Raw genomic sequence first — 25,696 nt, 5'->3', positions numbered from 1 at the left:
CCGTGATGGCAGGAAACAGTATTGGGCAGATTTTCCGCGTCACCACCTTCGGTGAATCTCACGGGGTGGCGCTGGGTTGTATCGTCGATGGCGTGCCGCCCGGCATTCCGCTCACCGAAGCCGATTTGCAGCACGATCTGGACCGCCGTCGTCCGGGCACCTCGCGTTACACCACCCAGCGCCGCGAACCGGATCAGGTGCGCATTCTCTCCGGTGTATTCGAAGGCGTAACCACCGGTACCAGCATCGGTCTGATCATTGAGAACACCGATCAGCGTTCGCAAGACTACAGCGCCATCAAAGACGTGTTCCGTCCAGGGCATGCCGACTACACCTACGAACAGAAATACGGTCTGCGCGACTATCGCGGCGGCGGCCGTTCTTCGGCGCGTGAAACCGCCATGCGCGTCGCGGCGGGCGCTATCGCCAAGAAATACCTGCAGCAGAAATTCGGCGTGCAGGTGCGCGGCTATCTGGCGCAGATCGGCGACGTGACCTGCGAGCTGAAAGATTGGGAGCAGGTCGAACAGAACCCGTTCTTCTGCCCGGATCCGGACAAGCTGGAAGCGCTGGACGAACTGATGCGCGCGCTGAAAAAAGAGGGCGACTCTATCGGTGCCAAGGTCAGCGTGATTGCCGAAAATGTGCCGGTTGGCCTGGGCGAGCCGGTGTTTGACCGCCTCGACGCCGATCTGGCGCACGCGCTGATGAGCATCAACGCGGTGAAAGGCGTGGAGATCGGCGACGGGTTCGCCGTGGTGACCAAGCGCGGCAGCGAAAACCGCGACGAAATCACCCCGGAAGGCTTCCAGAGCAACCATGCCGGCGGCATTCTCGGCGGTATCAGCAGCGGCCAACCGGTGATCGCGCATCTGGCGCTGAAGCCGACCTCCAGCATCATGGTGCCGGGTCGCACTATCAATCGCCAGGGCGAAGCGGTGGAAATGGTCACCCGTGGCCGCCACGATCCGTGCGTGGGCATCCGCGCCGTGCCGATCGCCGAAGCGATGATGGCGATCGTATTGATGGATCACCTGCTGCGCCAGCGCGCGCAAAACGGTGATGTGGTTTCCGACGTGCCTCGCTGGTAATCACCATGAAAAACTGGATGTTGGGTCTGCTGGCCCTGACGGCCTCCGCTTCCGCCATGGCGCTGACGCCGTGGCAGAAAATCGACCATCCGGTGGCCGGCGCGCCGCAGGCGGTGGGCGGTTTCGCCAACGGCTGCATCATCGGCGCGCAGCCTCTGCCGCTGAATTCACCGAACTACCAGGTGATGCGTACCGACCAACGCCGTTATTTCGGTCACCCGGATCTGCTGGCGTTCATTCAGCGCCTCAGCAGCCAGGCGAACCAGAAAGCGCTGGGTACAGTGCTGATCGGCGATATGGCGATGCCGGCCGGTGGGCGCTTCAGCAGCGGCCATGCCAGCCATCAGTCGGGGCTCGACGTCGACATTTGGCTGCAGCTGCCGCGCCAACGCTGGAGCGCGCAGCAATTGCTGAAACCGCAGCCGATCGACCTGGTGTCAGGCGATGGCAAGCAGGTGGTGGCGAGCCAATGGCAGCCGCAGATTGAGTCGTTGATCAAGCTGGCGGCGCAGGATGCGGAGGTGACGCGCATCTTCGTCAACCCGGCGATCAAGCAGCGTCTGTGCCTGGATGCCGGTGCCGATCGCGCCTGGCTGCACAAGGTGCGGCCGTGGTTCGGCCATCGCGCGCACATGCATGTGCGCCTGCGTTGTCCGGCCGGCAGCCTAGAGTGCCAGGAGCAGGATACGCCGCCACCGGGTGACGGCTGCGGTGCTGAACTGGCGAGCTGGTTCGTGCCGCATCAGCCGAACGCGAAGCCGGGCAAATCCGTGCCGCCGCCGTTACCGCCGACCTGTCAGGCATTGCTGGATCACCATTTCTCAGCGGAATAACACATGGACTGGTTCGTCATCGGCCCTGAGATGCTCGGGGTGTTGTTTGCGGTAGCGCTGCTGGCGGGGTTTATCGACTCCATCGCCGGCGGCGGCGGGTTGCTGACGGTGCCGGCCTTGCTGGCGGTGGGGGTTCCTCCGGCGCAGGCGCTGGCGACCAATAAACTGCAGTCGGTCGGCGGTTCTTTCTCCGCCAGCCTGTACTTTATTCGCCGGCGTGCGGTGAACCTCAATGACCAGAAGCTGACGATATTTCTGACGCTGATCGGTTCGATCGTCGGCGCCATTCTGGTGCAGCATATGCGCGCCGATCTGCTGCGGCAGATGCTGCCGCTGCTGGTGATCGGCATCGGTCTCTATTTCCTGCTGATGCCACGATTGGGTGAGGAAGATCGTCAACGCCGCCTCGGCGCCTTGCCGTTCGGGCTGGTGGCCGGCGGTTGCGTCGGATTCTACGATGGCTTTTTCGGCCCCGGCGCCGGATCGTTCTACGCGCTGGCCTATGTGACGCTGTGCGGCTTTAACCTCGCCAAGTCTACGGCGCACGCCAAGGTGCTGAACTTCACCTCCAACGTCGGCGGGCTGACGCTGTTCATCATCGGCGGTAAGGTGGTGTGGAGCATCGGTTTGGTGATGCTGGTGGGGCAGGTGCTGGGGGCGCGTTTGGGCGCGCACATGGTGCTGACCCGCGGGCAGAAACTGATTCGGCCGATGATCGTGATCGTCTCGCTGGTGATGAGCCTCAAGCTGCTGTACGACAACCACGGCGCGGAGATTCAGCAGTGGTTGACTGCCTTCACGCACGGTTGACGATGAAAATGGGCGTCTGTTATGCGCCCATATCCCCCCGCTGGTTATCGGGTATAATGGCCTCTTTATTTTTGTGGTTATAGGGTTTTTTATGTCAGACACGCAGACCCGTCATCACTATGAACAGCTGATCGAGATCTTCAATCGGTGTTTCAGCGATGATTACAACACTCGCCTGGTGAAGGGCGACGACGAGCCTATCTACCTGCCGGCCGACGACGAACTGCCGTATCACCGCATCGTTTTCGCCCACGGCTTTTACGCCAGCGGCCTGCACGAAATCTCGCACTGGTGCATCGCCGGCGAAGCGCGCCGCCAATTGGTGGACTTCGGTTACTGGTATTGCCCGGACGGGCGCGACGCGCAAACCCAGAGTGAATTCGAAGCGGTGGAGATCAAACCGCAGGCGTTGGAATGGATGTTTTGCATGGCGGCCGGTTTCCCGTTCAACGTCAGCTGCGACAACCTGAACGGCGACTGCGAGCCGGACCGCATCGCGTTCCAGCGCAAGGTGCGCGCCCGGGTATTGACGCTGCTGGAGCAGGGAATACCCACACGGCCTGCGCGCTTTATTCAGGCGTTGCAATCGTTCTACAATACGCCACCGTTGGCGGCCGAGCATTTTCCGTATCCGGAAGATCTCAACTGACGCCACAGCCCGTTATTTAATGAGGAAATTTGATGATCGCAGAATTTGAAGCGCGCATTTTGGCGCTGATTGATGACATGGTAGAGCACGCCAGCGATGATGAACTGTTTGCCGGTGGCTACCTGCGCGGTCATCTGACGCTGGCGGTGGCCGAAGCGGAAGAGCAGGGCGAGCACACCGCCGAAGCGTTGAAAGCGCGGGTGGAAGAGAGCCTGCACAAGGCGATTGCCGCCGGGGAGCTCTCGCCGCCGGATCAGATCCTGGTGCGTGGCATGTGGGAAAACCTCTATCAGGCGGCAACGCCCGCCGCTTGACCGTTATGCCGGGGCGCGATTGCCGCGCCCCTTAGGGTTGATTAAACCGCACGTCCTTTCAGCAGTTTCCGCACCCACATCCGATTCGGATTCAACGCCGCCAGCAACTGCACATCGCCCGGCAACGGCTCGCCGAACAGCTGCGCCGCCAGAATTTCCGCCGCCAGCGGCGCCGAGCACAAGCCGCGCGAGCCTAATCCGCCGATAGCGAACAGGCCGGGATAAACCGGCGCATCGGCGACGGTTTCACCGCGCTGGTTCTGCCGCTGCAAATCCTGATACTGCATTAGCGTAGCCTGATAGTCCGGCAGCGCGCCGACCATCGGCAGATGATCGCGAGTGGCGCTGCGCACGCCGCAACGCGCCTGATGCGCGCTGACGTCAACCTGCTGCGGCCAGGCCTGTTCCGGCAGGCAGCGCAGCAGGCGTTCGCGGTTATCCTGCTGCTCCTGCTCGCGGTAGTCGGTGGCGGTGTCGCCGCGTTGGTAGCTGGCGCCGATGCAGTGCTGGCCGTTGTTGACGTTGACCGGCGTCAGATAGCCGTCATAGCACAATACCTGTTTCAGTTGGCCGAGCGCCTGTGAGGTCGGGATATGCGATACCTGCCCGCGCACCGAGTACAGCGGCAGAGCCTCTGTCGGCGCCAGCTCGGCTAACCGGTGCCCGTTGGCCAGGATCACCGTGGCATGACGATGGCTGTCACCGTTGGTGAAGTTGATACGCCAGCCGTTTTCTTCACGCGTCAGCGCCTGCGCATCGTGCCGGTAGCGGCAGATCAGGCCCTGACGCTGCGCCAGCGCGATAGCGCCGCGCGTCAGCTCGGCCGGGCAGAGCCAGCCGCCTTGCGGGTAGGTGATGCCGCCAAAGCCGGTATCGATGCCGCACAGTTCGCTGAGCGTCTCGCGGTCGGCCGCCATCGCCAGCGCCGGCGGCCAGTCGGTTTTCAGCATATTGGCGATCTTGGCGCCGCTCTTTTCGTCATAGGCCAACTGGCTGACGCCGCACCATTGGTGATCAAAGGCGACGCCTTGTTGCAGCAGGGCGTCGTATTGGCGGCGTGCGAAGGGAAACGCGGCGCTGAAGAAGCTCTCCAGCGCGTCGCCGCTGCCGTTCAGCAGGGGATAAATCGCCCCCTGGCGGTTGCCGGATGCGCCCTCGGCCGCCTGCTCGTCGGCGCAGTACAGCGTGACGCTGGCGCCGCGCCGCAGCAGGGCCAGCGCGGTGAGCGCGCTGGCGACACCGCCGCCGATCAGGGCGATATCGGCGGTGTTGTCCGCCGCCGGACGCCGATACCAGGGCGCCGGGTGGGGAGCGGGCTGCGCATCGGCGGGCAGGCAACCGGCGAGCATCTCACGCTTTTGGCCGAAGCCTTTGCAGCGGTTGACCTGAAAACCGGCCTGTTGCAACCCGCGGCGCACGAAGCCGGCGGCGGTAAAGGTGGCAAAGCTGCCTTCCGGCCGAGCGAAGCGCGCCATGGCGGCGAACAGTTGCTCGGTCCACATGTCGGGATTTTTTGCCGGCGCGAAGCCGTCGAGGAACCAGGCATCGACCTGGTTATTCATGCTGGCGTCGAACTGCGGCAACAGTTCGTTGACGTCGCCGAACCACAGATCGAGCGTAATGCGGCCTTCGGCCAACAGCAGGCGATGGCAACCCGGCAGCGGCAGCGGCCATTGGGCGCGCAGTTCGTCGGCATAAGGCGCCAGCTCCGGCCAGCGCGCATGCGCCGCCGCCAGGTCAGCCTGCTGCAGGGGGAATTTTTCGAAGCTGATAAAGTGCAGGCGCTGCAGTGCGGCGTCCGGCTCGGCCTGACGGAAGCCGGCGAAGGCCTGCCACAGCGTGAGGAAATTCAGCCCGGTGCCGAACCCGGTTTCCGCCACCACCAACAGCGAACGCGGGTGGGTGGCGAAACGTTGCGGCAGCCGGTTGCCGTGCAGGAAGACGTAACGGGTTTCTTCCAGCCCATCCTGATTGGAAAAATAGACGTCATCAAACTGTTTCGAAACAGGTGTACCCTGTTCGTTCCAGGTTAGCGTTGCGGTTTGGATGGGGGAGTGGTTCACGGTCAATGGCTCGAAATTCAAGGGATGCCGCGAATTCTAACGGCGCTGGCGCCCCGGCGCAAACTGGACAACAATAAAGCTGAAAAACGCTGATCGGACTTGTTCGGCTTACATCTGTACGCTAAAGTGCGATGCAAAATCCCGTAGGTAAATAGTGGAAGAGGTATTGAATGAAACGTGCAGTGATTACTGGCCTGGGAGTTGTCTCCAGCATTGGTAATAACCAGCAGGAGGTCCTGGCAAGCCTGCAGGAAGGACGTTCTGGGATCACTTTCTCCCAGGAGCTGAAAGATTCCGGCATGCGTAGTCACGTATGGGGGCAAGTTAAGCTCGACACGACCGGCCTGATCGACCGCAAGGCGGTGCGTTTCATGAGCGACGCTTCCATCTATGCCTTCCTGGCGATGCAAGAAGCGATCGCTTCTTCCGGCCTGAAGGAAGAAGAGTATCAAAACAACCCACGCGTGGGCCTGATCGCCGGTTCCGGCGGCGGTTCTCCGCGCTTCCAGGTGTTCGGCGCCGATGCGATGCGCAGCCCGCGCGGTCTGAAAGCGGTTGGCCCTTACGTGGTGACCAAAGCCATGGCTTCCGGCGTTTCCGCCTGCCTGGCGACGCCGTTCAAAATCCACGGCGTGAACTACTCCATCAGCTCCGCTTGCGCGACCTCCGCACACTGCATCGGCAACGCGGTTGAGCAAATTCAGCTGGGCAAACAGGACATCGTGTTTGCCGGCGGCGGCGAAGAGCTGTGCTGGGAAATGGCCTGCGAGTTCGACGCGATGGGCGCGCTGTCCACCAAGTACAACGATACGCCGGAAAAAGCCTCCCGTACCTACGACGCCGATCGTGACGGTTTCGTCATCGCCGGCGGCGGCGGCATGGTGGTGGTTGAAGAACTGGAGCACGCGCTGGCGCGCGGCGCGCACATCTACGCAGAAATCGTTGGCTACGGCGCAACGTCTGACGGCGCCGACATGGTTGCGCCATCGGGCGAAGGCGCGGTGCGCTGCATGAAGATGGCGATGCAGGATCTGGATGCGCCGATCGACTACATCAACGTGCACGGCACTTCCACACCGGTAGGCGACGTGAAAGAGCTGGGCGCGATCCGCGAAGTGTTCGGCGACAATACCCCGGCTATCTCCTCCACCAAGGCGATGACCGGTCACTCGCTGGGCGCCGCAGGCGTGCAGGAAGCGATCTACAGCCTGCTGATGCTGGAGCACGGCTTTATCGCGCCGAGCATCAACATCGAAACTCTGGATGAGCAGGCGGCCGGCATGAACATCGTGACTCAGCCGACCCAGCGCGAGCTGACCACCGTGATGTCCAACAGCTTCGGCTTCGGCGGCACCAACGCCACCCTGGTGATGCGCAAACTGGCGAAATAATCCCGCCTGAGCGCCATCTCGCCATCAAGCCCGCGTTTTCGCGGGCTTTTTACTGCCCGAAGCCCGCCCGCCGGGCGCTCGGAGTTTTCCCAAATCACATCCCCTGACACATCATTACCTCGCCATTACATGCGTTGGGCATACAATAGCCGGGTAGCGTGATAATCGCTCGGTGTGGCTTTTTAAAGTGATCGAACATTGAGGCAAGAAGTATGAAAAAGTTAATTGCGGTTGGGTTACTGTCGGCCGTGTTGGCCGGATGCGCCACCGATTCTCCCTGCGTTCCGGTCTACGATGACCAGGGACGTCTGGTGCACACCAACACCTGTATGAAAGGCACCACTCAGGATAACTGGGAAACCGCAGGCGCGATCGCCGGCGGTGCGGCGGCGGTTGCCGGTCTGACCCTCGGCATCATCGCGCTGACCAAGTAATCGGCGCGGCGCCTGCGAGCGCATGCAACAAGCCCGGCCATTGCGCGCCGGGCTTTTTTATCTTACTGCACCAAAAACGCCTTGAATTGCGGCGTCATCACGGCGCTGAAACCGTCATCGGTTTTACTGATCAGGTAGACCGCCAGCCCTTTCTCCTCTGCGAGCTTCAAGGCTTTCTCCGTGCCCAGCACCATCAGGCCGGTATCCCAGCCGTCGGCCTCAAGCGCGGTCGGCGCTATGACCGTGGCGGAAACCAGTCGATGGTTGATCGGCCTGCCGGTGCTCGGATCGATGACATGGGAGTAGCGCTGGCCGTTTTGTTCGAAGTAGTTGCGGTAGCTGCCGGCGGTGCTGATGCCGTAACCGTGCAGATCCACCAGCGCCTGCACCGCATTTTCACGGTCGGTCGGCTTCTGGATCGCCACCCGCCAGGGTTTTCCCTGGCCGTTGACGCCGCGTGAAGAGACCGCACCGCCCACCGACACCAGGTAGTTGGTAATGCCGTTACGGTTCATCAGGCGCACCAGTTCATCGGCGCCATAGCCTTCGCCCAGGGTCGAAAGATCGACATACATGTCCGGCAGATCTTTCTGCAGCCACTCTCCACGATTGTCGCTTATCAGTTTCAGGTGCTGCAGGCCGATGCGCTGCTTCGCCGCGTCGATTTGCGCCTGTTCCGGCACCTTGACCGGATGTTTGTCGGGGCCGAATCCCCACAGATTCACCAAAGGGCCGACGGTGATGTCCATGGCGCCGCCGGTATCGCGGCCGATGCGTTGGGCCATCAACACGATGTCCGCCATGCCGCGCGGGATCGGCTGCGGCTCGAGGCTGGCGCTGTGGTTAAACCGCGACAGCACCGAGTCGGCGCGGTAGGTGGAGATATCGTCGTTGGCCTGCTCGAGCACTTTGTCTATCTGCCGCTGCAGTTCTTGCTTGCCGATCGCGACGTCACCGCTGACTTTTACGCTGTAGAAGGTGCCCATGGTCTTGCCGTCGATATCGATTTGCGGGCGGGTGGAGGCATCGTCGCAGGCGGCGAGCAGGGCGCATAAGGCGCTCAGCAGCGCCCCTTTGGCGAACAGGGAAGCCATAACATGTCCTTTGAAAACGGGAAAGCCGCTACAAATAAAGTAAAGCGCGGCAAATGGAAAGCGGATAAAGGTAAAATAGCATTTTACTGGCGCTGAGGCCGCGCCTGAGCTAACGTCTTGCCCATGCTTTTCGCTGAGGTTTCGAGCTGCCGCCATGAGTTCAACCGCCATTTCCCGGCTTATCCATCCCTTTGTCAAAGACCGTTTCCTGCATGCGTTGCTGCTGGCTGGCGCAGCGATGTTCGCCTTTCATCCGCAGCCGCTGTCGGCGCTGAGCGATTTTATCGACGGCCGCACTATCATCACCCTGTTGGGGCTGATGTTGCTGACCAAGGGCGTTGAGGTCAGCGGCTATTTCGACTTCGTCGGCCGCAAGATCATCAACCGCTTGCACAGCGAACGGCGGCTGGCGCTGTTCCTGGTGTTTTCCGCCGCGCTGCTGTCGTCATTTCTAACCAACGACGTGGCGCTGTTTATCGTCATTCCGCTCACCATCACGCTGAAGAAGCTGTCGGCGCTGCCGATTGGGCGTTTGATCATCTTCCAGGCGCTGGCGGTGAACGCCGGCTCATTGCTGACGCCGATCGGCAACCCGCAAAATATCCTGCTGTGGAGCCGCTCCGGCCTCTCTTTCCTCGGCTTCATCGGCCAGATGGCGCCGTTTGGCACCGCGATGATGCTGAGCCTGCTGGCGCTGACCTGGTTCAGCTTCCCGGCGCGCGAGATCGTGAAAACGCCGAATACCGAGGGTTATCCCTATCAACGGCCGCTGTTGCTGAGCTGCGTGGCGTTGTATGCGATCTTTCTGCTGTGCCTCGATATCGGTCTGCCGCTGTATGGGCTGCTGGCGGTATTCGCCGGCTTTTTGCTGCTGGCGCGCCGGGTGCTGTTGCAGATCGACTGGAGCCTGATTTTCGTGTTCGCCGCCATGTTCATCGATGTTGGCCTGTTCACCCGCTTGCCGCCGCTTCAACCGGCGTTCGCCGCCATCGCCGGGCTGAACGACGGCGGGGTATATGCGCTGGGCGTCGGGCTGTCGCAGATCGTCAGCAACGTGCCGGCTACAATCTTGCTGCTCAACTACGTGCCTTCCAGCGCGCAGCTGGCCTATGCGGTCAACGCCGGCGGTTTCGGGTTGGCGATCGGATCGCTCGCCAACCTGATTGCGCTGCGAATGGCGGGGGAGCGCAAGATTTGGCTGCGTTTCCACTACTACTCGCTGCCGCTGCTGGCGTGGGCCGCCCTGATCGGTTGGCTGTTAAGCTAACCCTGATTGCCGCTCTGCCGCGCGGCCAGCAGGCAAATGCTGCGGGTCACCTGATAGGATTTCACGAAGGCGCTGACGGGTAAAAACTCGAAGCGCGAATGGAAGTTGTGCGCGCCGGTGAAATAATTGGGCGTCAGGATTCCGCGGCTCGAGAGCGCCGCGCCGTCGGTGCCGCCGCGCATCGGGATCACCTTCGGCGGGATGCCGTGGGCGGCGAGGGCGCCGAAGATCAGATCGATCGCGCGCCGGTCTTCGCCGATGGCGTTGCTGATGTTGCTGTAGATGTCGCTGACGCGGCAGCTGACATTGGCGCGCGGATAGTTGGCCGCCACCTGACGCACCGTTTCCTCAAGGCGGGCTTTACGCGCCTCGAACGCCGCCCGATCGAAGTCGCGAATCGACACCTTCAGCGTCGCCTGATTGGCGTTGGCGGCCAGATCCGTGAACCAGAAATAACCCTCGCGCCCTTCGGTGTGTTCCGGGGTGTCGTGCACGTCAAATCGGTTGATGATGTCGTTGGCGATGCGTATCGGGTTGATCAATACGTTTTTCGCCGACATCGGGTGCGCGGTTACCCCCTCTATGCGGATCTCCGCCGCCGCCGCGTTGAAGTTCTCGTACACTACTTCACCCAGTTCGCAGCAGTCGATGGTATAGGCGAAATCGACGGCGAAACGCTGCAGATCCAGCGCCTTGGCGCCGCGCAGGCCGATCTCTTCGTCCGGCACGAACGCCACCACGATGTCGCCGTGGCGATCGGCTGCGGTCAGGTTGGCCAGCAGCGTCATCACCACGGTGACCGCCGCCTTATTGTCGGCGCCCAGCACGCTGGTGCCGTCGCTGAACAGGATCTCTTCGTTCCGGTAGGGCAGGATCTCCGGATGCTCGGCGGTGCGCAGCCAGATGTCTTGCTCGGCGTTCAGGCATAAATCTTCGCCGGTGAAGCGCAGGCGCTGCGGGCGAATCTCCGGTGACAGGCCAACGTCTACGGTGTCGATATGGGTGATGAAGCCGATGCGCGGCGCGCCGGGTTGGGTGCCGGGCTTGCGGGCGGTCACGGTGGCGTGCTCGTCGATCTGCACGTCGGCCAGGCCGAGCCGGCGCAGTTCGTCCGCCAGCAGTTGCGCCATCTCATGTTGCCCCGGCGTGCTGGGCAGGGCGGTTGCGGTGGCATCGCTTTGGCTGGTCACCGCCAGGTAGCGGAAGAAACGTTCGGTGAGCTGTTCGGCAATCGGGCTGGTCATCGGGACTCCTCGCGGTTGGCAATCTACCGGTTTTAAAACGAAATCAGCCGTTTGTCCAACGGTGCAATGCGTAAACCATCAGAATGCGAAGCATCGCGCAGAAACGAAAAATAGCGGCGCAACTAGGAAATAGTCGCAGGTTTCTGCGGCAAAATCGGTGTTAGCTGTGGGCCGGGAAGCGCCCGCATAACACTTATCTGTCCCTCAAGGAGAATTCATGCACACCGGTCACGCTTTGCTCATCACCTTACTGTCCCTGGGCATCTCTCACAGCGCCTGGTCGTCCGCCGATACCGGGCACGCCAACAGCAACGCCAACAGCCGCGAAGTGGCCAGCGCGTTGGGCGGCCTGAAAAATAAAACTTACGAACTGGAGCAGGCGCCGAAGATCCGCGTCGCCAGCTTCAACATCGCCGCCGGCAAGGTCAGCGACATGACCGCCATCGCCAAGGCGATTCGCGCTATGAATGTCGACGTGGTGGCGCTGCAAGAGGTGGATAAACTCACCGTCCGCAGCGGCCGTGTCGATCAGGCGGCGGAATTGGCGAAGCTGACCGGCATGCAGGCTGTGTTCGGCCGGGCGATCGATTTCGACGGCGGTGAATATGGCCTGGCGTTTCTGTCGAAGTATCCGCTGCACGACGCCGTGATCTATCCGTTGCCGTCCGGCCAGCGCGAACAGCGCATCGCCTTCAGCGCCAAGGTCGACGTGCCGGAATTCCCGGCGCCGATCACCCTGTTCAACACCCACCTCGATACCAAGGAAGATCCGACGATGCGCCTGGATCAGGTGCGGGAGCTGAACGATCGCACCATCGAAGTGCGCGGCATCAAGCTGCTGTTCGGCGACATGAACGACGTGCCGGGCAGCGTGACCTGGCTGGAGCTGAGCCGCTATTGGAACGACATCATGCCTAACGGGCAGGATGGCCGCAGCTGGCCGGCGGAAAACGCCGAAATCAAGGTGGATTACATCTTTAGCGGCAATGCGCAGCGTTGGCATCTGGACAGCCTGACGGTGCCGAACGCCGGCGGCGATTGGAATGGCATTCACTGGCCGGCGGTGAGCGACCACCTGCCGTTGGTGGCGGAGATGCGCCTGACCGAGCAATAAGCCGGCCGGCTCCCCGTCGGGCCTGGCTAATCCACGGCGATCCGCGCCAGCCGCTCGACGGCGCTGCGGATCTCGCCCGGCGTGAGAGCCGAAAAGCCCAGTAGCCACCCGTCGCGCTGCGCCTGCGTCGTTTGGTACTGCGCCGAAAGCCCGGGCGTGAGAATGCCGAGCCGTCGCGCCTGCCGGCTGAGCGCCGACTCCTGGCCAGGTGGCAGCCAAACGCTGAGCTGCAGGCCGCCGGCGGCGGGAATGGGCGTGGCGAAGTGGCTCAGTTTTTCGCGCATTTCCGCCAGCAACACATCGCGCCGGCTGCGGTAGAGCTGGCGCATGTAGCGGATATGCGCGGCGAAGTGCCCCTGGCGGATGAACTCGGCGGTAACCGCCTGCATCAGCTGCGCGCTGTGGCCGTCATAGACCGTGCGCGCGGTGACAAAGGGGGCGACCAGCGCAGGCGGGACGATCAGATACGCCAGCCGCAGGGAAGGGAACAGCGACTTGGAGAAGGTGCCGAGATACAGCACCCGGCCGCAGCGATCCAGGCCCTGCATCGCCGGTATCGGCAGGCCGTCATAGTGAAACTCGCTGTCGTAATCGTCCTCGATGATCCAGGCCTGTTGCCGTTCGGCCAGCGCCAGCAACGCCAACCGACGCGCCAGGCTGAGCGCCGCGCCGGTTGGGTATTGGTGCGAGGGCGTCAGGTAAATCAAACGCGGATCGGGCAAGGGCGGCTCAGCCCGCAGACCGTCGCTGTCCACCGCGACCGGCGTCAGGGCCGCGCCGGCGCTGATAAAGGCGTTTCTTGCTCCGGCGTAGCCCGGCTCTTCCATCCAGACGCTGTCGCCGCCGTCCAGCAACAACGTGGCGATCAGCTGCAGCGCCTGCTGTGAACTGGTCAGCACGATAACCTGCCGTGCATCGCAGACTACGCCGCGCGTTTGGTTAACGTGGGCGGCGATCGCTTCGCGCAGCGGCAAATAGCCCTGCGGATCGCCGTAGCGCAGCAGGCTTTCTCCCTGAAGACGCAGGCGCTGAGCGGTCAGTTGCTTCCACAAGGCGAGCGGAAACGCACGCAGGTCCGGCGAGCCGGCAGCGAAGGCCTGGGGATGTTGCGGATCGCGGCAACCGCCGGTTTGCACGATCTGTTGGCCGCGCCGCGAAAGGCGCGGCATGCCGGTGCCGCGCGCCGTCGTCGTCGGCGATTTGGCGATGCGGATCGCCACGAACGTTCCCTGGCCGACGCGGCGCTGCAAGTATCCCTCTGCCTCCAGCTGGCCGTAGGCGGCTTCGACGGTCACCCTTGAGAGGTTCAGATCGCCCGCCAGCACCCGGCTGGAAGGCAGCCGTTGCCCAACGCCCAATGCGCCGTGATGGATGGCCTGCCGCAATGCGCCGCACAGGCGATCGCGCAGCGTGCCGGCAGCGTGGGGCGATTGCTGAAACAGCGTGATCAGCGTGTGCCGCATAATGGGTCTTGTCATGGGTGATAAATGGGTATCAATCATAAGACCAAAATGGGGCACTATTGTCATCTGTCTTGATGCGTGGGAGTGAGCGGAATGTCGAAAGAATCATTGGTGCTGGCTTTTCCGCCGGCGGAGCCGGAAGAGAGCCTGGCCTACCTGGCGGCTAAATTGAGCCGCTATGCGGATGCCTGGGACGTGGCGGAAGATCTGCGCAATGGCGAGGATGGGATAGTGGTGATCGACACCCGCGCGGAGGCGCTGTACGCCGCCGGGCATATCCCCGGCGCGTTCAGTTTGCCGCATCGCCTGATGGACCAAGCCGGCACGGCGCACCTGGATCGCCAAAAGGTGTATGTGACCTACTGTGACGGCATCGGCTGCAACGGCTCAACCAAAGGCGCTTACAAGCTGGCGAAGCTGGGGTTCAGGGTCAAGGAGCTGATCGGCGGGTTGGATTTCTGGCTGCGCGACGGCCATCCGTTGGCCATCGGCGAGCAGCCGGGATCGCTGCGTGATAGGGCGGCCGCCGTGGATTGCGGCTGCGCCTGAGGCGTTAAAACACCAACGCCAGCACGACCGCCAGCGCCAGCAGCAGCAGGATCAGCGCCACGGCGGGCTTGCTGAGCGCTTTTTGCAGCGGCAGAGGCAGGGCGGCGATCAGCGGATTGAGCAGCGGCTGCGGCTCGACAGAGTGGCTGACGATAGGCTGGGCCTGGCCGGCCTTATCCAGACGGCGGGCAAACAGCTGATGAATGGCGTCGCTCATTTGCGGATGCGTCAGCGGCGCATTGGCGCCGCAGTTGAAGCGCACCTGGCAGTAGTCGTTCATCTGCTGCAGCTCTTGTTCATCCGCCGGCTGTTTGAGCGCCGCCAACAGGTTGTTCAGCGTCGGCGCGCTCTGAGGGCTGAGTGCCACCTTCACCTGCAAGAACTGGTTCAATAGCTGGAAGTGGCGCGCCGGCAGCGGATCGTTGGTTTTTACGCCCGCCAGATCGAACAGCGTTTGCCAGATTTTAGCCGGCGCTTCGCCGGTGGCGGCGCTGAGTTTGGTGACCTGCTGTTGCAGGCTTTGATGCTCTGCGGGCAGCAGCGGGCGATCGCTGGTGGCGGTTTGCTGCGGCTGGGGAATGGTCAGGCCGCCGGTCTGCAGCAGATTCAGCACCTGCTGCAGTTGCGGTGGGCTCAATTGGCTCAGCACCGTGTGGCCAAACTGCTGACGAATAAAATCGCTGACCGCCTGGCGATTGTTGCCCTGCGGCAGCAATTCGGCCAGCTGTTGCAGCAGCTGGCGCCCGGCATGGTTTTGCTGCGCCTGTGCCAGGCGCGTTTGCAGCAGCTGTTCCGCGGGTTGAAAATGGCGCGCCAGCAGTTCACCGCCGTTGTCGGCGCCGAGATCGTGGCGCAGCGAGGCCCAGATCTCGGCCGATTTTGTCGGGCTGAGCGTCATGATTTTCACGATCAGCTTTTCCAGCGTCGTGCGCTGTGCCGGAGAGAGGGGTTGATCGTCAGTGGCCGCCGTTTTGCCCGGGGAGGGAGGGCGTTCGCCGGCGATTGGGGCGCCCGGCCCACTCAAAGGTTGCATATCACCAGTCCTTCGCTGTGTATCCCCGCAGGGTGCCTGGAGGAGAGAATCATCATGGTACCCGGCGAAAAGCGCAGGCTTACTGACTATGATACCTGTAAATCGCCACCATCAATACCGCCGCCCAGACATTTCTTTACCGACAAAACGTTGCTAATCGCGCCTGCGCCGCTAAGATAACCGCAGACCTGAACGTGAGGATGGCATGGTTAAACGGCAGCGGATTGCAAAATGGTTTTTATGCCTGGCTTGTCTGGTGGTGCTGACGTGCATGACCCAGCGCATGGCTGGCCTGCATGCGCTGCAGCAAACGCTGGGGATCCCGGCCGCCACCGCCGTTCAATCCGGCGATGAGGCCGCCGAAGCGCAGCCGACGCCCTGTGAGCTGAGCGCCAAGTCATTGCTGGCCGCGCCGCCGGTGATGTTCGAAGCCGTGCTGTTCGGATTGGGCTTGCTGCTGGTTCTGTTGGCACCGACCATCGCTGCGCGCCTGCGCATTCCTCCTCCTCGCGCCATTTCACCGCCCACCCTCAGGGTGCACCTTCGATTATGCGTCTTCCGTGAATGAGTTAATCGCCCGTTTTTCGCGGTGAATTAATCATTTATGGAGAATTAACATGTTGAAAATCATCAGGCTGGCCTGCGCTTGCCTGTTTATGCTGTGGCTGCCTGCTTCACAGGCGGCGGACAGCGGCTGGCTGCAAAATCCAACCAACGATCATGCCAAGGTGCGGCTGCGTGCCGACACGTCACAGCCGGGGGAGACCCGTCTGCTGCTGTCGGTCGAGCTGCAAAAAGGCTGGAAAACCTATTGGCGCTCCCCGGGCGAAGGCGGCATCGCGCCGGCGATAGTCTGGCAAGGCAACCCGCCGCCGGCGACCTGGCACTGGCCGACGCCGCAGCGTTTCGAGGTGGCCGGCATTTCCACCCAGGGCTATCACGATCGGGTCACGCTGCCGATCGTGATGCCAGGTCAGGTATCCGGCCCGCTGGCGGGCACCCTGACGCTATCCACCTGCAGCAATGTCTGCATTCTGACCGACTACCCGTTCAGCCTGGATCTGACGACGCCGAACGATCCTCAGTTTAACCACGACTTCGCACAGGCGATGGGGCAGGTGCCGATCGCCGCCGGGGTGGTGGAGAGCGTCAAGGCCGGTTACCGCAGCGGCGAGCTGCAGATTGCCGCCGAACGCGCCGCCGGTTGGCGGCAGCCTGCGCTGTTCTTCGATACGCTGGCGGATGCCGATCTCGGCAAGCCGCAGGTCGAGACCGACGGTGCTCAACTGCTGGCGCGAGTGCCGGTCAGCGATGGCTGGGGCGATGCGGCGCCGGATCTGCGCGGCAAAACGCTGACGTTGGTGATCGACAACGGCGGTATGGCGCAGCAGATCACGCTGCCGATTGGCGATCCGCTGGTCGCGCCCGCCGCTGCGGCGTTCCCGCTATGGCAGGCGGTATTGATGGCGCTGGCGGGCGGGTTGATCCTCAACCTGATGCCGTGCGTGCTGCCGGTACTGGGCATCAAACTCGGTTCGATCCTGCAGGTGGAGCGGCGCGATCGGCGCAGCGTGCGTTTGCAGTTCCTGGCGTCGTCGCTGGGCATCGTCGCCTCGTTTATGGCGCTGGCCTTGCTGATGACGCTGCTGCGGCTCGGCAACCATGCGCTCGGCTGGGGCATTCAGTTCCAGAATCCGTGGTTTATCGGCTTTATGGTGCTGGTGACGCTGCTGTTCAGCGCCAACCTGTTCGGTCTGTTCCATCTGCGCCTCTCGTCCGATCTGAATACGTCACTGGCGACCCATAACGGGCACGGTCTGAGCGGCCATTTTTGGCAGGGTGCTTTCGCTACGCTGCTGGCGACGCCGTGCTCGGCGCCGTTTCTCGGCACGGCGGTGGCCTTCGCGTTGGCGGCGTCGCTGCCGGTGCTGTGGGGCATGTTCATTGCGCTCGGCATCGGCATGAGCCTGCCGTGGCTGCTGATTGCCGCCTGGCCGTCGCTGGCGCTGCGGTTGCCGCGCCCCGGCCGCTGGATGAATACCGTCAAGCTGGCGATGGGGCTGCTGATGCTGGCGTCGTCGCTGTGGCTGCTGAGCCTGCTGAGCAATCATATCGGCGCGCAGGCCACGCTGTGGCTGGGGGCGTTGGCGCTGCTGACGTTGCTGTTGGCGGTATGGCGTCAACAGGGGGCGCGGTTGGCGGCCAAACTGGCGGTGGGCACGTTGGTGTTGGCGGGCGTGGCCCTGCTGGCGGGATCGCTGACCGCCGGCCTGTGGCGCCAGCCGTTGCAGGATCGGGTGCCGTGGCAACCGCTGAGCGAACAGGCGATTACCGAGGCGCTGGGCCAGCATAAGCGAGTGTTCGTCGATGTGACCGCCGACTGGTGCGTGACCTGTAAGGCCAACAAATTCAATGTGCTGTTGCGTGATGACGTGCAGCGAGCGCTGAGCGCCGACGATGTGGTTGCGCTGCGCGGCGATTGGAGCCGTCCGTCGGCCGACATCAGCACCTTTCTGCAAAAGCGCGGCAGCGTCGCCGTGCCCTTCAACCAAATCTATGGCCCCGGCAGCCCGGACGGCGTGGTGTTATCCCCGCTGTTGACCCGTGACGCCGTGCTGCAAACGCTTTCCGATGCCAAAGGAACCGAAAAATGAAAAAATTACTGATTTTACTGATGATTATCGCCGCCCCGGCGTGGGCCGCCGAACCTTTCACTCCGGCGCAAGAGGCGCGTATCAAAGAGATGATCCGTGAAACGCTGGTGTCCAATCCGGACATTCTGGCGCAGGCGGTGGACGCCTGGCAGCAGCAAACCGCTGGCGAGCAAATCAGCCAGGCTATCAAGCAGAATGCCAAAACGCTGTACCAGGATCCGGCCAGCCCGCGTCTGGGCGCCGCCAATCCCAAACTGACGTTGGTGACCTTTACCGACTATAACTGCCCGTACTGCAAGCGTTTTGATCCGATGCTGGAGAAGATTGTCAAGCAATACCCGGATGTGGCGCTGGTGGTGAAACTGCTGCCGTTCAAGGGCGAAAGCTCGGTCAGTTCGGCGCGCGTGGCGCTCACCACCTGGCAACAGCACCCGGATCAATTCTGGGCCTTGCACCAGCGGCTGATGGCGAAAAAAGGCTTCCATGACAACGCCAGCATCGCCGCTGCGCAAGAGAAAACCGGCGTCAAGGCGGTGGCGCCCAGCGAACAGAGCATGACCACGCTGCGCACCAATATGGAATTGGCGGAGCAATTGGGCGTGCAGGGGACGCCGGCGACGCTGATCGGCGATCGGATGTTGCCGGGAGCGGTGTCGTATGAAGAGCTGGAAGCGATGGTGAAACAGCAGCTGGCGAAGGCCAAAAATGGCTAAGCTCAAGCGCTGGGGGCGCGAGTTGTTGCTGCTGGCGCTGATCGCGCTGGCGGTGGTGACGGTGATGGATTGGCTGAACGCGCCGCAGGCGCCGCCGGCCTTCGATGCCCAGACGCTGACCACGCTGGACGGCGAGAAGGTGTCGTTGGCGCAGCTCAGCCACGATCGGCCGCTGCTGGTTTACTTCTGGGCCAGTTGGTGCGGCGTTTGCCGCTTCACCACGCCGGACGTCGCCCGCTTGCAGGCGGCGGGCGGCAACGTGCTGACCGTCGCGCTGCGCTCGGGTGACGATGCCCAGGTGAAGCAGTGGCTGGCGCGCAAACGGCTGGCGCTGCCGGTGGTCAACGATCCGGCCGGCGCGCTGTCGGCGCAGTGGCGGATTGGCGTCACGCCGACCTTCGTGGTGATCTCGCAGGGCAAGGTGGTGCAAAGCACCACCGGCTGGACCAGCTACTGGGGCATGAAGCTACGGCTGTGGTGGGCCGCCGTCTAACCGGCGTTTTTCTCCGTTATTACCTCCTCAATCGCCCGGCACAGCCGGGCGATTCCTTCTTCAATCTGCGGCGGCGAGTTGGCGGCAAAGTTCAGCCGCAGGCCGTGTGCGCCCAGCTGTTCCTGAGCGTAAAAGCATTCACCGCGCGCGAAGGTGACGCCGTACCGCCAGGCCACCGGCATCAGTTCGGCGGTGGTCACCGCCTCAGGCAGCGTCAGCCAGATAAACAATCCCCCCTGCGGCGTTTCGAAGCGGCACCCCGGCGGCAACCGTCGTTGCAGCGCGTCGACCATCACGTCCAGATGGCGGCGATAGACGCGCCCGGCGCGCCGCAGCTGTTTGTCGTAACGGCCGACGGTGACGAAGGCGTCCAGCGCCCGCTGGATCAGGCTGGAGCTGGTGAAGCTATCGACGTGCTTGCGCCGCGCGAAGCGCTGATAGTGTTCGCTGTCCGCCACCAGATAGCCGATGCGCATGCTGGGCAGCAGCATCTTGGAAAAGGTGCTGACGTAGATCACCGCGCCCGGCTGCGCCAGCGCGCGCAGCGACGGCAGCTGTTTGCCCTGATAACGCAGATCGCCGACGAAGTCGTCCTCCAGGATCACCACGCCGGCCTGTTGGGCGATCGCCAGCAGGCGCCGCCGGCGGGCCTCGCTCAGGCAGCGGCCGGTCGGATTGTGGAAGTTCGGGATGGTATAGATCAGTTTGGGGCGGTGGCGTTCCAACAACTCCGGTAGCAAATCCACCCGCATGCCGTGGCGGTCGCCGGGCACGGTGACGATATTGATGCGGTGCTGGCGCAGCAGGCCCAGTGCTTCAGCGTAGGTCGGTTCTTCGACGATCACCGTATCGCCCGGCGCCAGCAGGCTTTGCACCACCAGGCTGATGGCGTGCTGCGAACCGTTGGTGATCAGCACCTGTTCCGCCTGCGTGGGGATGCCCTGGGCGCTGAGGATGCGGCTCAGCGTATCGCGCAGCGGGTAGTAGCCGCAGTATTCGCCGTAGCTGAAGGCCTCTTCCGCATGGCGGCTGAGCACCGACAGCAGCACTTTGCGAAACGCCTCCAGCGGAAACACCTTAGGGCTGCCGACGCCGGCGGCGAAGTTGATCAGCCCCTCCGGCAGCGGCGCGTCGGCGTAGCCGTCCAGCCGCGAGGTGAGGGTGGTGAAACTCTCCAGCGGGAAAGGCGTATCGCTGCTCGGCCGGGTCGGGCGCGCCTGCGTCTGCGGATGGGCGACATAGGCGCCGCTGCCGCGCCGCTGGTGCAGAAATCCTTTGGCCGCCAGTTCGGCGTAGGCGTTATCCACCGTCAAACGGCTGACCGCCAGTTCGGCCGCCAGCGTGCGCGTCGAGGGCAGTTTGTCGCCATCGACGAACACGCCGGTGAGGATGGCGCGCCGCAACGCTTCTTCGATCTGCAAATAGAGCGGAACATCCTGCTCGCGATCTAACGGGATATGCATGCGAAATTGGCTCGGTTATGGAGAGTGATTTTTACTATACCCCATGTCAACAAGCCTTCAAGCGCCGAAAAGTGGCCTGCATGACAACGCCGTAAAGTGGCTATAGTGGGAAAAAATGGCCGCGTTACACTGTGTGCCTGAGTATGTTTGTCGCCATTTTTCCGAGGATCCCATGTCATTACCGTCAGGCGTTTCCGCCCGGTCGGCGCTGCCCGGCGCGCGTCTCTTGCAGGGCAGCCACCAGGGGTACGTCATCGCCATTATCAGCGCTATGCTGCTGGCTTTTACCGCCATCATCATCCGTGCGCTGACCGAGTACTATCACCTGCCGACCTTCGTGTTGGCGTTCTGGCGTGCGGCGTTGGTGGCGCTGGTGCTGTTGCCGCTGCTGTTGCTGGTGAAGCCGCAGTGGGCGCGCCTGCGCCGTGAACAGGTGGTGTTTTACGCGCTTTATGGCCTGTTGCTGGCGCTGTTCAACAGCCTGTGGACGCTGTCGGTGGCGTTGAACGGCGCGTCGGTGGCGACGATCCTGACCTACTGTTCGGTGGGGTTTACCGTGTTCCTCGGCTGGGTGATGTACAGCGAACGCCTGACGCTGCGCCAGCTGCTGGTGATCGCCATCAGCCTGGGCGGCTGCTTCCTGGTCAGCAACGGCGACAGCATGGGCAACAGCCACTTCGATCTGCTGGGGTTGTTGGTGGGGATGCTGTCGGGCATCGGCTATACCCTGTATACCCTCGGCGGGCGGGTGGCCAGCGAACGCGGCTATCCGGTGTGGAACACCATCCTGTACGTGTTCGGTTTTTCGGCGTTGTACCAGCTGGCGTTTAACGCGGCGCTGACGGCGTTCCCGCTGGCGGCGTTTCACGGCATGGCTGGTTCTCTGTGGTTCCTGTCGCACGGCGCACAGGGCATCCAGTGGAGCGGTTGGCTGTTGCTGCTGGCATTGGCCGCCGGGCCGACGCTGTTGGGTTTCGGGCTGTATAACATCAGTCTGAAAACGCTGCCGCTGGCGGTGGCCAACCTGATCCTGTCGCTGGAGCTGGTGTTCACCGCGGTGATCGCCTATTTCCTGCTGGGGGAAAGCATGAATCAGCTGCAGCTGCTGGGCAGCGCGCTGGTGATGGGGGGCGTGTTGCTGTTGAAAAGCAAGACCGCTGAGGCGTGATGGGTTACCATTGCGCCTCGCAAGAGAGGCACTAATGATGAATAACCCGAGATTGAAACGAGCGCTTATCGCTTGAGCTGCCGTGTTGAGTGAACGACAACACGGCCACAGACACTCCGTTCCGTGGTTTTTATTCCCGCAACAAGAGAATACGCCATGTCCGAAAAACACTGGTCTCAAACCGAACTGCTGCATCAGACGGTGACCAACCCGAATATCATCGTCAAAGGCACCCACAGCTACTACAGCGATTGCTGGGATAGCGGCTTCGAACGCTCGGTGGTGCGCTATCTGCACGGCGATGCGGTCAGCCGCCAATGGCAGCCGCTGGGTGAAATAGACCGCCTGCTGATCGGCGATTATGTATGCATCGCGGCCGAAGCAGTGATCCTGATGGGGGGCAACCACACCCACCGCATCGACTGGCTGAGCCTGTACCCGTTTATGGCAACCATCCAACAGGCATACCGTCCCAAAGGCGATACCCGGCTGGGCGACGGCTGCTGGATTGGCATGCGGGCGATGTTGATGCCGGGGGTAGCGATAGGCGAAGGGGCGATCGTCGCTGCCGGCAGCGTGGTGGTCGGCGACGTGGAGCCTTACGCCATCGTCGGCGGCAATCCGGCGAGGTTTATCCGTTGGCGATTCGCGCCGGAAATCATCGCGCGTTTGCTTGCCTTGCGCATCTATGACTTGTCCGAGGCGGAGTTTGCGGCGATCCAGCCGTTGCTTGCCGATAACGATATCGGGGCGCTGGAAAGGGGAATGGCGGCCTTAGGCCGTTAAACATAACGGGCGGGGGATCCCCGCCCGTTTCGCATTACTCGGCCTTGGCCTCGGTCGCCAGATGGCGGCGTTTGCGCATCAGGCGCAACAGCGGCGGCAGCGCCAGCACGGCCACCGCCAGCACCAGCAGCGTTTGCGCGATGCTGCTGCTCCACAGGATGCCGAATTCGCCGTTGCTGATCGACAGCGCGCGGCGCAGGTTTTGCTCCAACATCTCACCCAGCACAAAGCCCAGAATCAGCGGCGACATCGGGAAATGCATTTTGCGCAGGATGTAGCCGAATACCCCCAATCCGACCATCAGCAGCAGGTCGAAGGTGGTGCTGTGCACCGCATAAACTCCCACCGCCGACACTGCGGCGATCGCCGGTACCAGGAACCACAGCGGGATGGTCAGCATGCGGGTGAACAGACCGACCAGCGGCAGGTTCATGATCAGCAAGATGACGTTGGCGATCAGCAGTGCGGCGATCAGCCCCCAGACGATATCCGGCTGTTCGGTGAACATCGCCGGGCCGGGGGTGATGTTGTACAGCGTCAACGCGCCCATCATCACCGCCGTGGTACCGGAGCCCGGCACCCCCAGCGTCAGCATCGGAATGAACGAACCGCAGGCCGAGGCGTTGTTGGCCGCTTCCGGCGCCGCGACGCCGCGGATATCGCCTTTGCCGAAGGTGTCGCTGTTGCCGCTGATTTTCTTCTCGGTCATGTAGGTCAGCGCGCTGGCGATGGTGGCGCCGGCACCCGGCAAAATGCCGACGAAGAAGCCGATCACCGACGAACGTAGGGTAGGGCCTGCGCACTGCGCCGCCTCTTTGCGGTTGAACAGCAGCCGGCCGGTTTTACGCACCAACTTCTGACCGGCGCTGGTGCTCTCCAGCATCAGCAGGATTTCACTGACCGAGAACAGGCCGATCACCACCACGATAAACTGCACGCCGTCGGAAAGGTGCACGCTGTCGAAAGTAAAGCGGTAAACGCCGGTGTTGGCGTCGACGCCTACCGTCGCCAGCCCCAGGCCGATCAGCGCCGCCAGCAGCGATTTCAGCGGGTTCTGGCTCATCATGCTGCCGAGACAAGCGATAGCGAACACCATCAGAGCGAAATACTCCGCCGGGCCGAAGGCCAGCGACCAGCGTGCCAGCAGCGGCGCGAACAGGATGATACCGCCGATGGCGATCATCGAGCCGACGAACGAGCTGACCGCCGAGATGGACAGCGCCACGCCGGCGCGCCCCTGCTGGGCCATCGGGTAGCCGTCCAGCGCGGTCATGATCGCCGCGGCGTCGCCCGGCACGTTGAGCAGAATCGACGAGATGCGTCCGCCGTACTCGCAGCCGATATACACCGTCGCCAGCAGGATCAGCGCCGATTCGGCCGGCAGTTTGAGGGCGAACGCCAGCGGCAGCAGGATCGCCACGCCGTTGATCGGCCCCAGCCCCGGCAGCAGGCCGACGATGGTGCCGACAAAGCAGCCGATCAGGGCGATAATCAGGTTCTGCGGCACCAGCGCCACTTCGAACCCTTGGGTCAAATACATCCAGGTATCCATCATCGCTCCCGTTAGCTCAGCCAGGCGCCGAGCGGCAGTGTGACATCGAGAAGTTGGTCAAAGGCGTAATACAGCGCGGCGCCCATGACGACGCCGGAGATGGCCGCCGCCGGCAGGCTGGCCTGAAACAGCAGGCCGATGCTGAACGTCAGCAGCGCGGTCGCCAGCGGGAAGCCCAGCCATTCAAAGCCCCAGGCATACAGCACCAGGGTGATCACCAGCACCAGCAGCCGCTGCAGCACCTTGTTGTGCGGCCACTCCACCGCCTGCGGGCGGCGCAGCAACAGCAGGGCCGCGCACAGCGCCATCAGGCTGAGGATCGCCAGCGGGAACGGGCGCGGCCCCAGCGGTTCATAGCTGTATTCGCTCTGGATGCCCCAACCGATGAACAGCCCGCCGATACACAGCAGCAGCCAAAAGCCGGCAAAAATACGATCGCTCATGGTTTTCCCCTGCGGTTATTTGGCCAGGCCGAACACTTTCGCCTGCTCACGGTATTGGGCAACCTGGTTCTTCACGTAGGCGTCCAGCTCTTTGCCGGTCATGTTGAACTCGAACAGGCCGCGCAGATCGCGCTGCTGCTTGAATTCGTCGGTCGCCATCATTTTCTGGAAGGTGTCGATCCACCACTGATACTCCTCATCGCTGACCTTCGGCCCGACGTAGAAGCCGCGAATGATTGGCCACACCAGGCTGTATCCCTGCTCTTTGGCGGTGGGAATGTCGGCCAACTGGCCCGGCAGGCGTTGCTCGGCATACACCGCCAGCACGCGGATCTTGTCGCCCTGCAGGTAAGGCACCATTTCGCTCAGGTCGCCGGAGACCGCCTGGATGTGGTTGCCCAGCAGCGCGGTCACCGGCTCGCCGCCGCCTTCAAACGCCACGTAGCGCATCTTGCGCGGATCTACGCCGACTTCGCGCGCCAGCAGCGCGGTTTTCATCCAGTCCTGGCTGCCGATGGAGGCCCCGGCGCCGAACACCACGCTGTTGGGATCTTTATGGAAGGCGTCCATCAGGTCTTTCAGCGTTTTGTAGGGCGAGTCGGCGCGCACCGCGATCATGCCGTAGTCGGTGCCGACCGCCGCCAGCCATTTCACGTCGTCCACGTTGTAGCGGCCGAACTTGCCCTGAGAAAGGTTGAGCAACGAGCCGCCGGAGAACGCCACCACGGTGCCGAACTCCGCCGGGCGCTGAGCGACGATGGCGTTGTAGGCCACCGCGCCGACGCCGCCGGGCATATAGGTGACGCGCATCGGTTTATCGATGGCCTTGGTGTCCTGCAGCGATACCTGAATCAGCTTGCAGGTCAGATCGAAGCCGCCGCCGGGCTTGGCCGGCGCGATGCATTCGGTGCGTTTGGGCGCTTCCACGGCAAAGGCCTGAGTGGCCGCCAGCAGCAGGGCGGCGGCGGTAAAGGTACGGGTCATTATTTTTTTCATTGTGACTTGCCCTCGGTATTGTTCTGGTTGTGGATCCCGCCGGGTGCGGTTGCAGGATTGTTAAAACAACAACCTTTCA

Annotated in this window: 25 protein-coding genes; 16 read left to right on the top strand and 9 right to left on the bottom strand. The window is 62.8% G+C overall.

Translation table 11 applies throughout. The annotated features are described in order from the left end of the window. Positions 1-5 precede the first annotated feature (5 nt). From aroC to AAIE04_RS20835, 5 genes are all read left to right on the top strand, one after another. On the top strand, positions 6-1,091 hold the full coding sequence (gene aroC, locus AAIE04_RS20855) for a chorismate synthase (protein ID WP_019453775.1): 1,086 nt from the start codon (positions 6-8) through the stop codon (positions 1,089-1,091). Between the two features lie 5 nt (positions 1,092-1,096). Next, complete coding sequence (gene mepA / locus AAIE04_RS20850) at positions 1,097-1,924, top strand: penicillin-insensitive murein endopeptidase (RefSeq protein ID WP_025160158.1); 828 nt, start codon at positions 1,097-1,099, stop codon at positions 1,922-1,924. A gap of 3 nt (positions 1,925-1,927) precedes the next feature. Continuing rightward, a complete protein-coding gene (locus AAIE04_RS20845; protein WP_019453773.1) occupies positions 1,928-2,734 on the top strand; it encodes a sulfite exporter TauE/SafE family protein in 807 nt (268 codons plus the stop codon). A gap of 91 nt (positions 2,735-2,825) precedes the next feature. Beyond that, positions 2,826-3,383 (top strand): elongation factor P hydroxylase, encoded by a 558-nt coding sequence (locus AAIE04_RS20840; protein WP_063919797.1) that lies wholly within the window; start codon positions 2,826-2,828, stop codon positions 3,381-3,383. Between the two features lie 32 nt (positions 3,384-3,415). Continuing rightward, positions 3,416-3,697, top strand: a complete 282-nt coding sequence (locus AAIE04_RS20835) for a YfcL family protein (protein WP_016926855.1) — start codon at positions 3,416-3,418, stop codon at positions 3,695-3,697. Positions 3,698-3,738: 41 nt separating this feature from the next. On the opposite strand, the gene mnmC is transcribed toward AAIE04_RS20835, so the two are convergent. Next, positions 3,739-5,760 carry a bifunctional tRNA (5-methylaminomethyl-2-thiouridine)(34)-methyltransferase MnmC2/FAD-dependent 5-carboxymethylaminomethyl-2-thiouridine(34) oxidoreductase MnmC1 gene (gene mnmC / locus AAIE04_RS20830; RefSeq protein ID WP_498577632.1) on the bottom strand — a complete coding sequence of 674 codons (2,022 nt, stop codon included), beginning with the start codon at positions 5,758-5,760 and terminating at the stop codon, positions 3,739-3,741. 170 nt (positions 5,761-5,930) lie between these two features. On the opposite strand from mnmC, the gene fabB reads away from it, so the two are divergent. Continuing rightward, a complete protein-coding gene (gene fabB / locus AAIE04_RS20825) occupies positions 5,931-7,151 on the top strand; it encodes a beta-ketoacyl-ACP synthase I (protein WP_016926857.1) in 1,221 nt (406 codons plus the stop codon). Between the two features lie 212 nt (positions 7,152-7,363). After that, the gene (locus tag AAIE04_RS20820) at positions 7,364-7,585 is read left to right on the top strand and encodes a putative periplasmic lipoprotein (RefSeq protein ID WP_004936201.1); all 222 of its coding nucleotides are present in this window, start codon (positions 7,364-7,366) and stop codon (positions 7,583-7,585) included. 62 nt (positions 7,586-7,647) lie between these two features. Here the strand turns inward: AAIE04_RS20820 and apbE are convergent, their stop codons facing one another. Beyond that, on the bottom strand, positions 7,648-8,679 hold the full coding sequence (gene apbE, locus AAIE04_RS20815; RefSeq protein ID WP_063919796.1) for an FAD:protein FMN transferase ApbE: 1,032 nt from the start codon (positions 8,677-8,679) through the stop codon (positions 7,648-7,650). A gap of 154 nt (positions 8,680-8,833) precedes the next feature. Between apbE and AAIE04_RS20810 the strand changes: the two genes are divergently transcribed. Beyond that, positions 8,834-9,946 (top strand): SLC13 family permease, encoded by a 1,113-nt coding sequence (locus tag AAIE04_RS20810; RefSeq protein WP_197668088.1) that lies wholly within the window; start codon positions 8,834-8,836, stop codon positions 9,944-9,946. Here the strand turns inward: AAIE04_RS20810 and pepT are convergent. Continuing rightward, positions 9,943-11,190, bottom strand: a complete 1,248-nt coding sequence (gene pepT, locus AAIE04_RS20805; RefSeq protein WP_498577631.1) for a peptidase T — start codon at positions 11,188-11,190, stop codon at positions 9,943-9,945. The genes AAIE04_RS20810 and pepT overlap by 4 nt on opposite strands. A gap of 217 nt (positions 11,191-11,407) precedes the next feature. Between pepT and AAIE04_RS20800 the strand changes: the two genes are divergently transcribed. Continuing rightward, positions 11,408-12,304, top strand: coding sequence for an endonuclease/exonuclease/phosphatase family protein (locus AAIE04_RS20800; protein ID WP_498577630.1), 897 nt, complete (start codon positions 11,408-11,410; stop codon positions 12,302-12,304). A 26-nt stretch (positions 12,305-12,330) separates the two neighbouring features. Here the strand turns inward: AAIE04_RS20800 and pdxR (AAIE04_RS20795) are convergent, their stop codons facing one another. Further along, positions 12,331-13,767 carry a MocR-like pyridoxine biosynthesis transcription factor PdxR gene (gene pdxR / locus AAIE04_RS20795; RefSeq protein ID WP_498577629.1) on the bottom strand — a complete coding sequence of 479 codons (1,437 nt, stop codon included), beginning with the start codon at positions 13,765-13,767 and terminating at the stop codon, positions 12,331-12,333. A gap of 93 nt (positions 13,768-13,860) precedes the next feature. Between pdxR (AAIE04_RS20795) and AAIE04_RS20790 the strand changes: the two genes are divergently transcribed. Beyond that, positions 13,861-14,316: a rhodanese-like domain-containing protein gene (locus tag AAIE04_RS20790; RefSeq protein ID WP_019453764.1), complete on the top strand. Its 456-nt coding sequence runs from the start codon at positions 13,861-13,863 to the stop codon at positions 14,314-14,316. Between the two features lie 4 nt (positions 14,317-14,320). Here the strand turns inward: AAIE04_RS20790 and flk are convergent, their stop codons facing one another. Further along, a complete protein-coding gene (gene flk / locus AAIE04_RS20785; RefSeq protein WP_498056770.1) occupies positions 14,321-15,349 on the bottom strand; it encodes a flagella biosynthesis regulator Flk in 1,029 nt (342 codons plus the stop codon). 205 nt (positions 15,350-15,554) lie between these two features. On the opposite strand from flk, the gene AAIE04_RS20780 reads away from it, so the two are divergent. From AAIE04_RS20780 to AAIE04_RS20765, 4 genes are read left to right on the top strand one after another with little or no spacing between them, the layout of a single operon-like run. Continuing rightward, entirely contained in the window at positions 15,555-15,917 is a 363-nt protein-coding gene (locus AAIE04_RS20780; RefSeq protein ID WP_019453762.1) for a hypothetical protein, read from the top strand. A 49-nt stretch (positions 15,918-15,966) separates the two neighbouring features. Beyond that, positions 15,967-18,003: a protein-disulfide reductase DsbD family protein gene (locus AAIE04_RS20775; RefSeq protein WP_498577628.1), complete on the top strand. Its 2,037-nt coding sequence runs from the start codon at positions 15,967-15,969 to the stop codon at positions 18,001-18,003. Then, the gene (locus tag AAIE04_RS20770) at positions 18,000-18,716 is read left to right on the top strand and encodes a DsbA family protein (protein WP_019453760.1); all 717 of its coding nucleotides are present in this window, start codon (positions 18,000-18,002) and stop codon (positions 18,714-18,716) included. The genes AAIE04_RS20775 and AAIE04_RS20770 overlap by 4 nt, the downstream gene beginning before the upstream one ends. After that, a complete protein-coding gene (locus AAIE04_RS20765) occupies positions 18,709-19,209 on the top strand; it encodes a protein disulfide oxidoreductase (RefSeq protein ID WP_019453759.1) in 501 nt (166 codons plus the stop codon). Before AAIE04_RS20770 ends, AAIE04_RS20765 begins: the two co-directional genes overlap by 8 nt. Here AAIE04_RS20765 and pdxR (AAIE04_RS20760) read toward each other — a convergent pair. Further along, the gene (pdxR, locus tag AAIE04_RS20760; RefSeq protein ID WP_498577627.1) at positions 19,206-20,672 is read right to left on the bottom strand and encodes a MocR-like pyridoxine biosynthesis transcription factor PdxR; all 1,467 of its coding nucleotides are present in this window, start codon (positions 20,670-20,672) and stop codon (positions 19,206-19,208) included. The genes AAIE04_RS20765 and pdxR (AAIE04_RS20760) overlap by 4 nt on opposite strands. A 172-nt stretch (positions 20,673-20,844) precedes the next feature. Here pdxR (AAIE04_RS20760) and AAIE04_RS20755 point away from each other — a divergent pair, with 172 nt between their 5' ends. Next, on the top strand, positions 20,845-21,840 hold the full coding sequence (locus tag AAIE04_RS20755) for a DMT family transporter (RefSeq protein WP_498577626.1): 996 nt from the start codon (positions 20,845-20,847) through the stop codon (positions 21,838-21,840). Between the two features lie 156 nt (positions 21,841-21,996). Then, a complete protein-coding gene (locus AAIE04_RS20750) occupies positions 21,997-22,626 on the top strand; it encodes a CatB-related O-acetyltransferase (RefSeq protein ID WP_498577625.1) in 630 nt (209 codons plus the stop codon). A gap of 34 nt (positions 22,627-22,660) precedes the next feature. Here the strand turns inward: AAIE04_RS20750 and AAIE04_RS20745 are convergent, their stop codons facing one another. The 3 genes from AAIE04_RS20745 to AAIE04_RS20735 are packed head-to-tail and all read right to left on the bottom strand — an operon-like array spanning position 22,661 to position 25,617. Then, positions 22,661-24,178, bottom strand: a complete 1,518-nt coding sequence (locus AAIE04_RS20745; protein ID WP_004936157.1) for a tripartite tricarboxylate transporter permease — start codon at positions 24,176-24,178, stop codon at positions 22,661-22,663. An 11-nt stretch (positions 24,179-24,189) separates the two neighbouring features. Further along, on the bottom strand, positions 24,190-24,621 hold the full coding sequence (locus AAIE04_RS20740) for a tripartite tricarboxylate transporter TctB family protein (protein WP_019453755.1): 432 nt from the start codon (positions 24,619-24,621) through the stop codon (positions 24,190-24,192). 15 nt (positions 24,622-24,636) lie between these two features. Then, positions 24,637-25,617, bottom strand: coding sequence for a Bug family tripartite tricarboxylate transporter substrate binding protein (locus AAIE04_RS20735; protein WP_498577624.1), 981 nt, complete (start codon positions 25,615-25,617; stop codon positions 24,637-24,639). Positions 25,618-25,696: the final 79 nt, after the last annotated feature.

The organism is Serratia sp. Ae19-1 (assembly GCF_059801225.1).
This window is presented reverse-complemented; position numbering and strand designations above follow the sequence as displayed.

Excerpts from the sequence above, each read along its gene's own strand:
- aroC (WP_019453775.1), top strand. The coding sequence starts at position 6 with ATGGCAGGAAACAGTATTGGGCAGATTTTCCGCGTCACCACCTTCGGT.
- mepA (WP_025160158.1), top strand. The coding sequence starts at position 1,097 with ATGAAAAACTGGATGTTGGGTCTGCTGGCCCTGACGGCCTCCGCTTCC.
- AAIE04_RS20845 (WP_019453773.1), top strand. The coding sequence starts at position 1,928 with ATGGACTGGTTCGTCATCGGCCCTGAGATGCTCGGGGTGTTGTTTGCG.
- AAIE04_RS20840 (WP_063919797.1), top strand. The coding sequence starts at position 2,826 with ATGTCAGACACGCAGACCCGTCATCACTATGAACAGCTGATCGAGATC.
- AAIE04_RS20835 (WP_016926855.1), top strand. The coding sequence starts at position 3,416 with ATGATCGCAGAATTTGAAGCGCGCATTTTGGCGCTGATTGATGACATG.
- fabB (WP_016926857.1), top strand. The coding sequence starts at position 5,931 with ATGAAACGTGCAGTGATTACTGGCCTGGGAGTTGTCTCCAGCATTGGT.
- AAIE04_RS20820 (WP_004936201.1), top strand. The coding sequence starts at position 7,364 with ATGAAAAAGTTAATTGCGGTTGGGTTACTGTCGGCCGTGTTGGCCGGA.
- apbE (WP_063919796.1), bottom strand. The coding sequence starts at position 8,679 with ATGGCTTCCCTGTTCGCCAAAGGGGCGCTGCTGAGCGCCTTATGCGCC.
- AAIE04_RS20810 (WP_197668088.1), top strand. The coding sequence starts at position 8,834 with ATGAGTTCAACCGCCATTTCCCGGCTTATCCATCCCTTTGTCAAAGAC.
- pepT (WP_498577631.1), bottom strand. The coding sequence starts at position 11,190 with ATGACCAGCCCGATTGCCGAACAGCTCACCGAACGTTTCTTCCGCTAC.
- AAIE04_RS20800 (WP_498577630.1), top strand. The coding sequence starts at position 11,408 with ATGCACACCGGTCACGCTTTGCTCATCACCTTACTGTCCCTGGGCATC.
- pdxR (WP_498577629.1), bottom strand. The coding sequence starts at position 13,767 with ATGCGGCACACGCTGATCACGCTGTTTCAGCAATCGCCCCACGCTGCC.
- AAIE04_RS20790 (WP_019453764.1), top strand. The coding sequence starts at position 13,861 with ATGTCGAAAGAATCATTGGTGCTGGCTTTTCCGCCGGCGGAGCCGGAA.
- flk (WP_498056770.1), bottom strand. The coding sequence starts at position 15,349 with ATGCAACCTTTGAGTGGGCCGGGCGCCCCAATCGCCGGCGAACGCCCT.
- AAIE04_RS20780 (WP_019453762.1), top strand. The coding sequence starts at position 15,555 with ATGGTTAAACGGCAGCGGATTGCAAAATGGTTTTTATGCCTGGCTTGT.
- AAIE04_RS20775 (WP_498577628.1), top strand. The coding sequence starts at position 15,967 with ATGTTGAAAATCATCAGGCTGGCCTGCGCTTGCCTGTTTATGCTGTGG.
- AAIE04_RS20770 (WP_019453760.1), top strand. The coding sequence starts at position 18,000 with ATGAAAAAATTACTGATTTTACTGATGATTATCGCCGCCCCGGCGTGG.
- AAIE04_RS20765 (WP_019453759.1), top strand. The coding sequence starts at position 18,709 with ATGGCTAAGCTCAAGCGCTGGGGGCGCGAGTTGTTGCTGCTGGCGCTG.
- pdxR (WP_498577627.1), bottom strand. The coding sequence starts at position 20,672 with ATGCATATCCCGTTAGATCGCGAGCAGGATGTTCCGCTCTATTTGCAG.
- AAIE04_RS20755 (WP_498577626.1), top strand. The coding sequence starts at position 20,845 with ATGTCATTACCGTCAGGCGTTTCCGCCCGGTCGGCGCTGCCCGGCGCG.
- AAIE04_RS20750 (WP_498577625.1), top strand. The coding sequence starts at position 21,997 with ATGTCCGAAAAACACTGGTCTCAAACCGAACTGCTGCATCAGACGGTG.
- AAIE04_RS20745 (WP_004936157.1), bottom strand. The coding sequence starts at position 24,178 with ATGGATACCTGGATGTATTTGACCCAAGGGTTCGAAGTGGCGCTGGTG.
- AAIE04_RS20740 (WP_019453755.1), bottom strand. The coding sequence starts at position 24,621 with ATGAGCGATCGTATTTTTGCCGGCTTTTGGCTGCTGCTGTGTATCGGC.
- AAIE04_RS20735 (WP_498577624.1), bottom strand. The coding sequence starts at position 25,617 with ATGAAAAAAATAATGACCCGTACCTTTACCGCCGCCGCCCTGCTGCTG.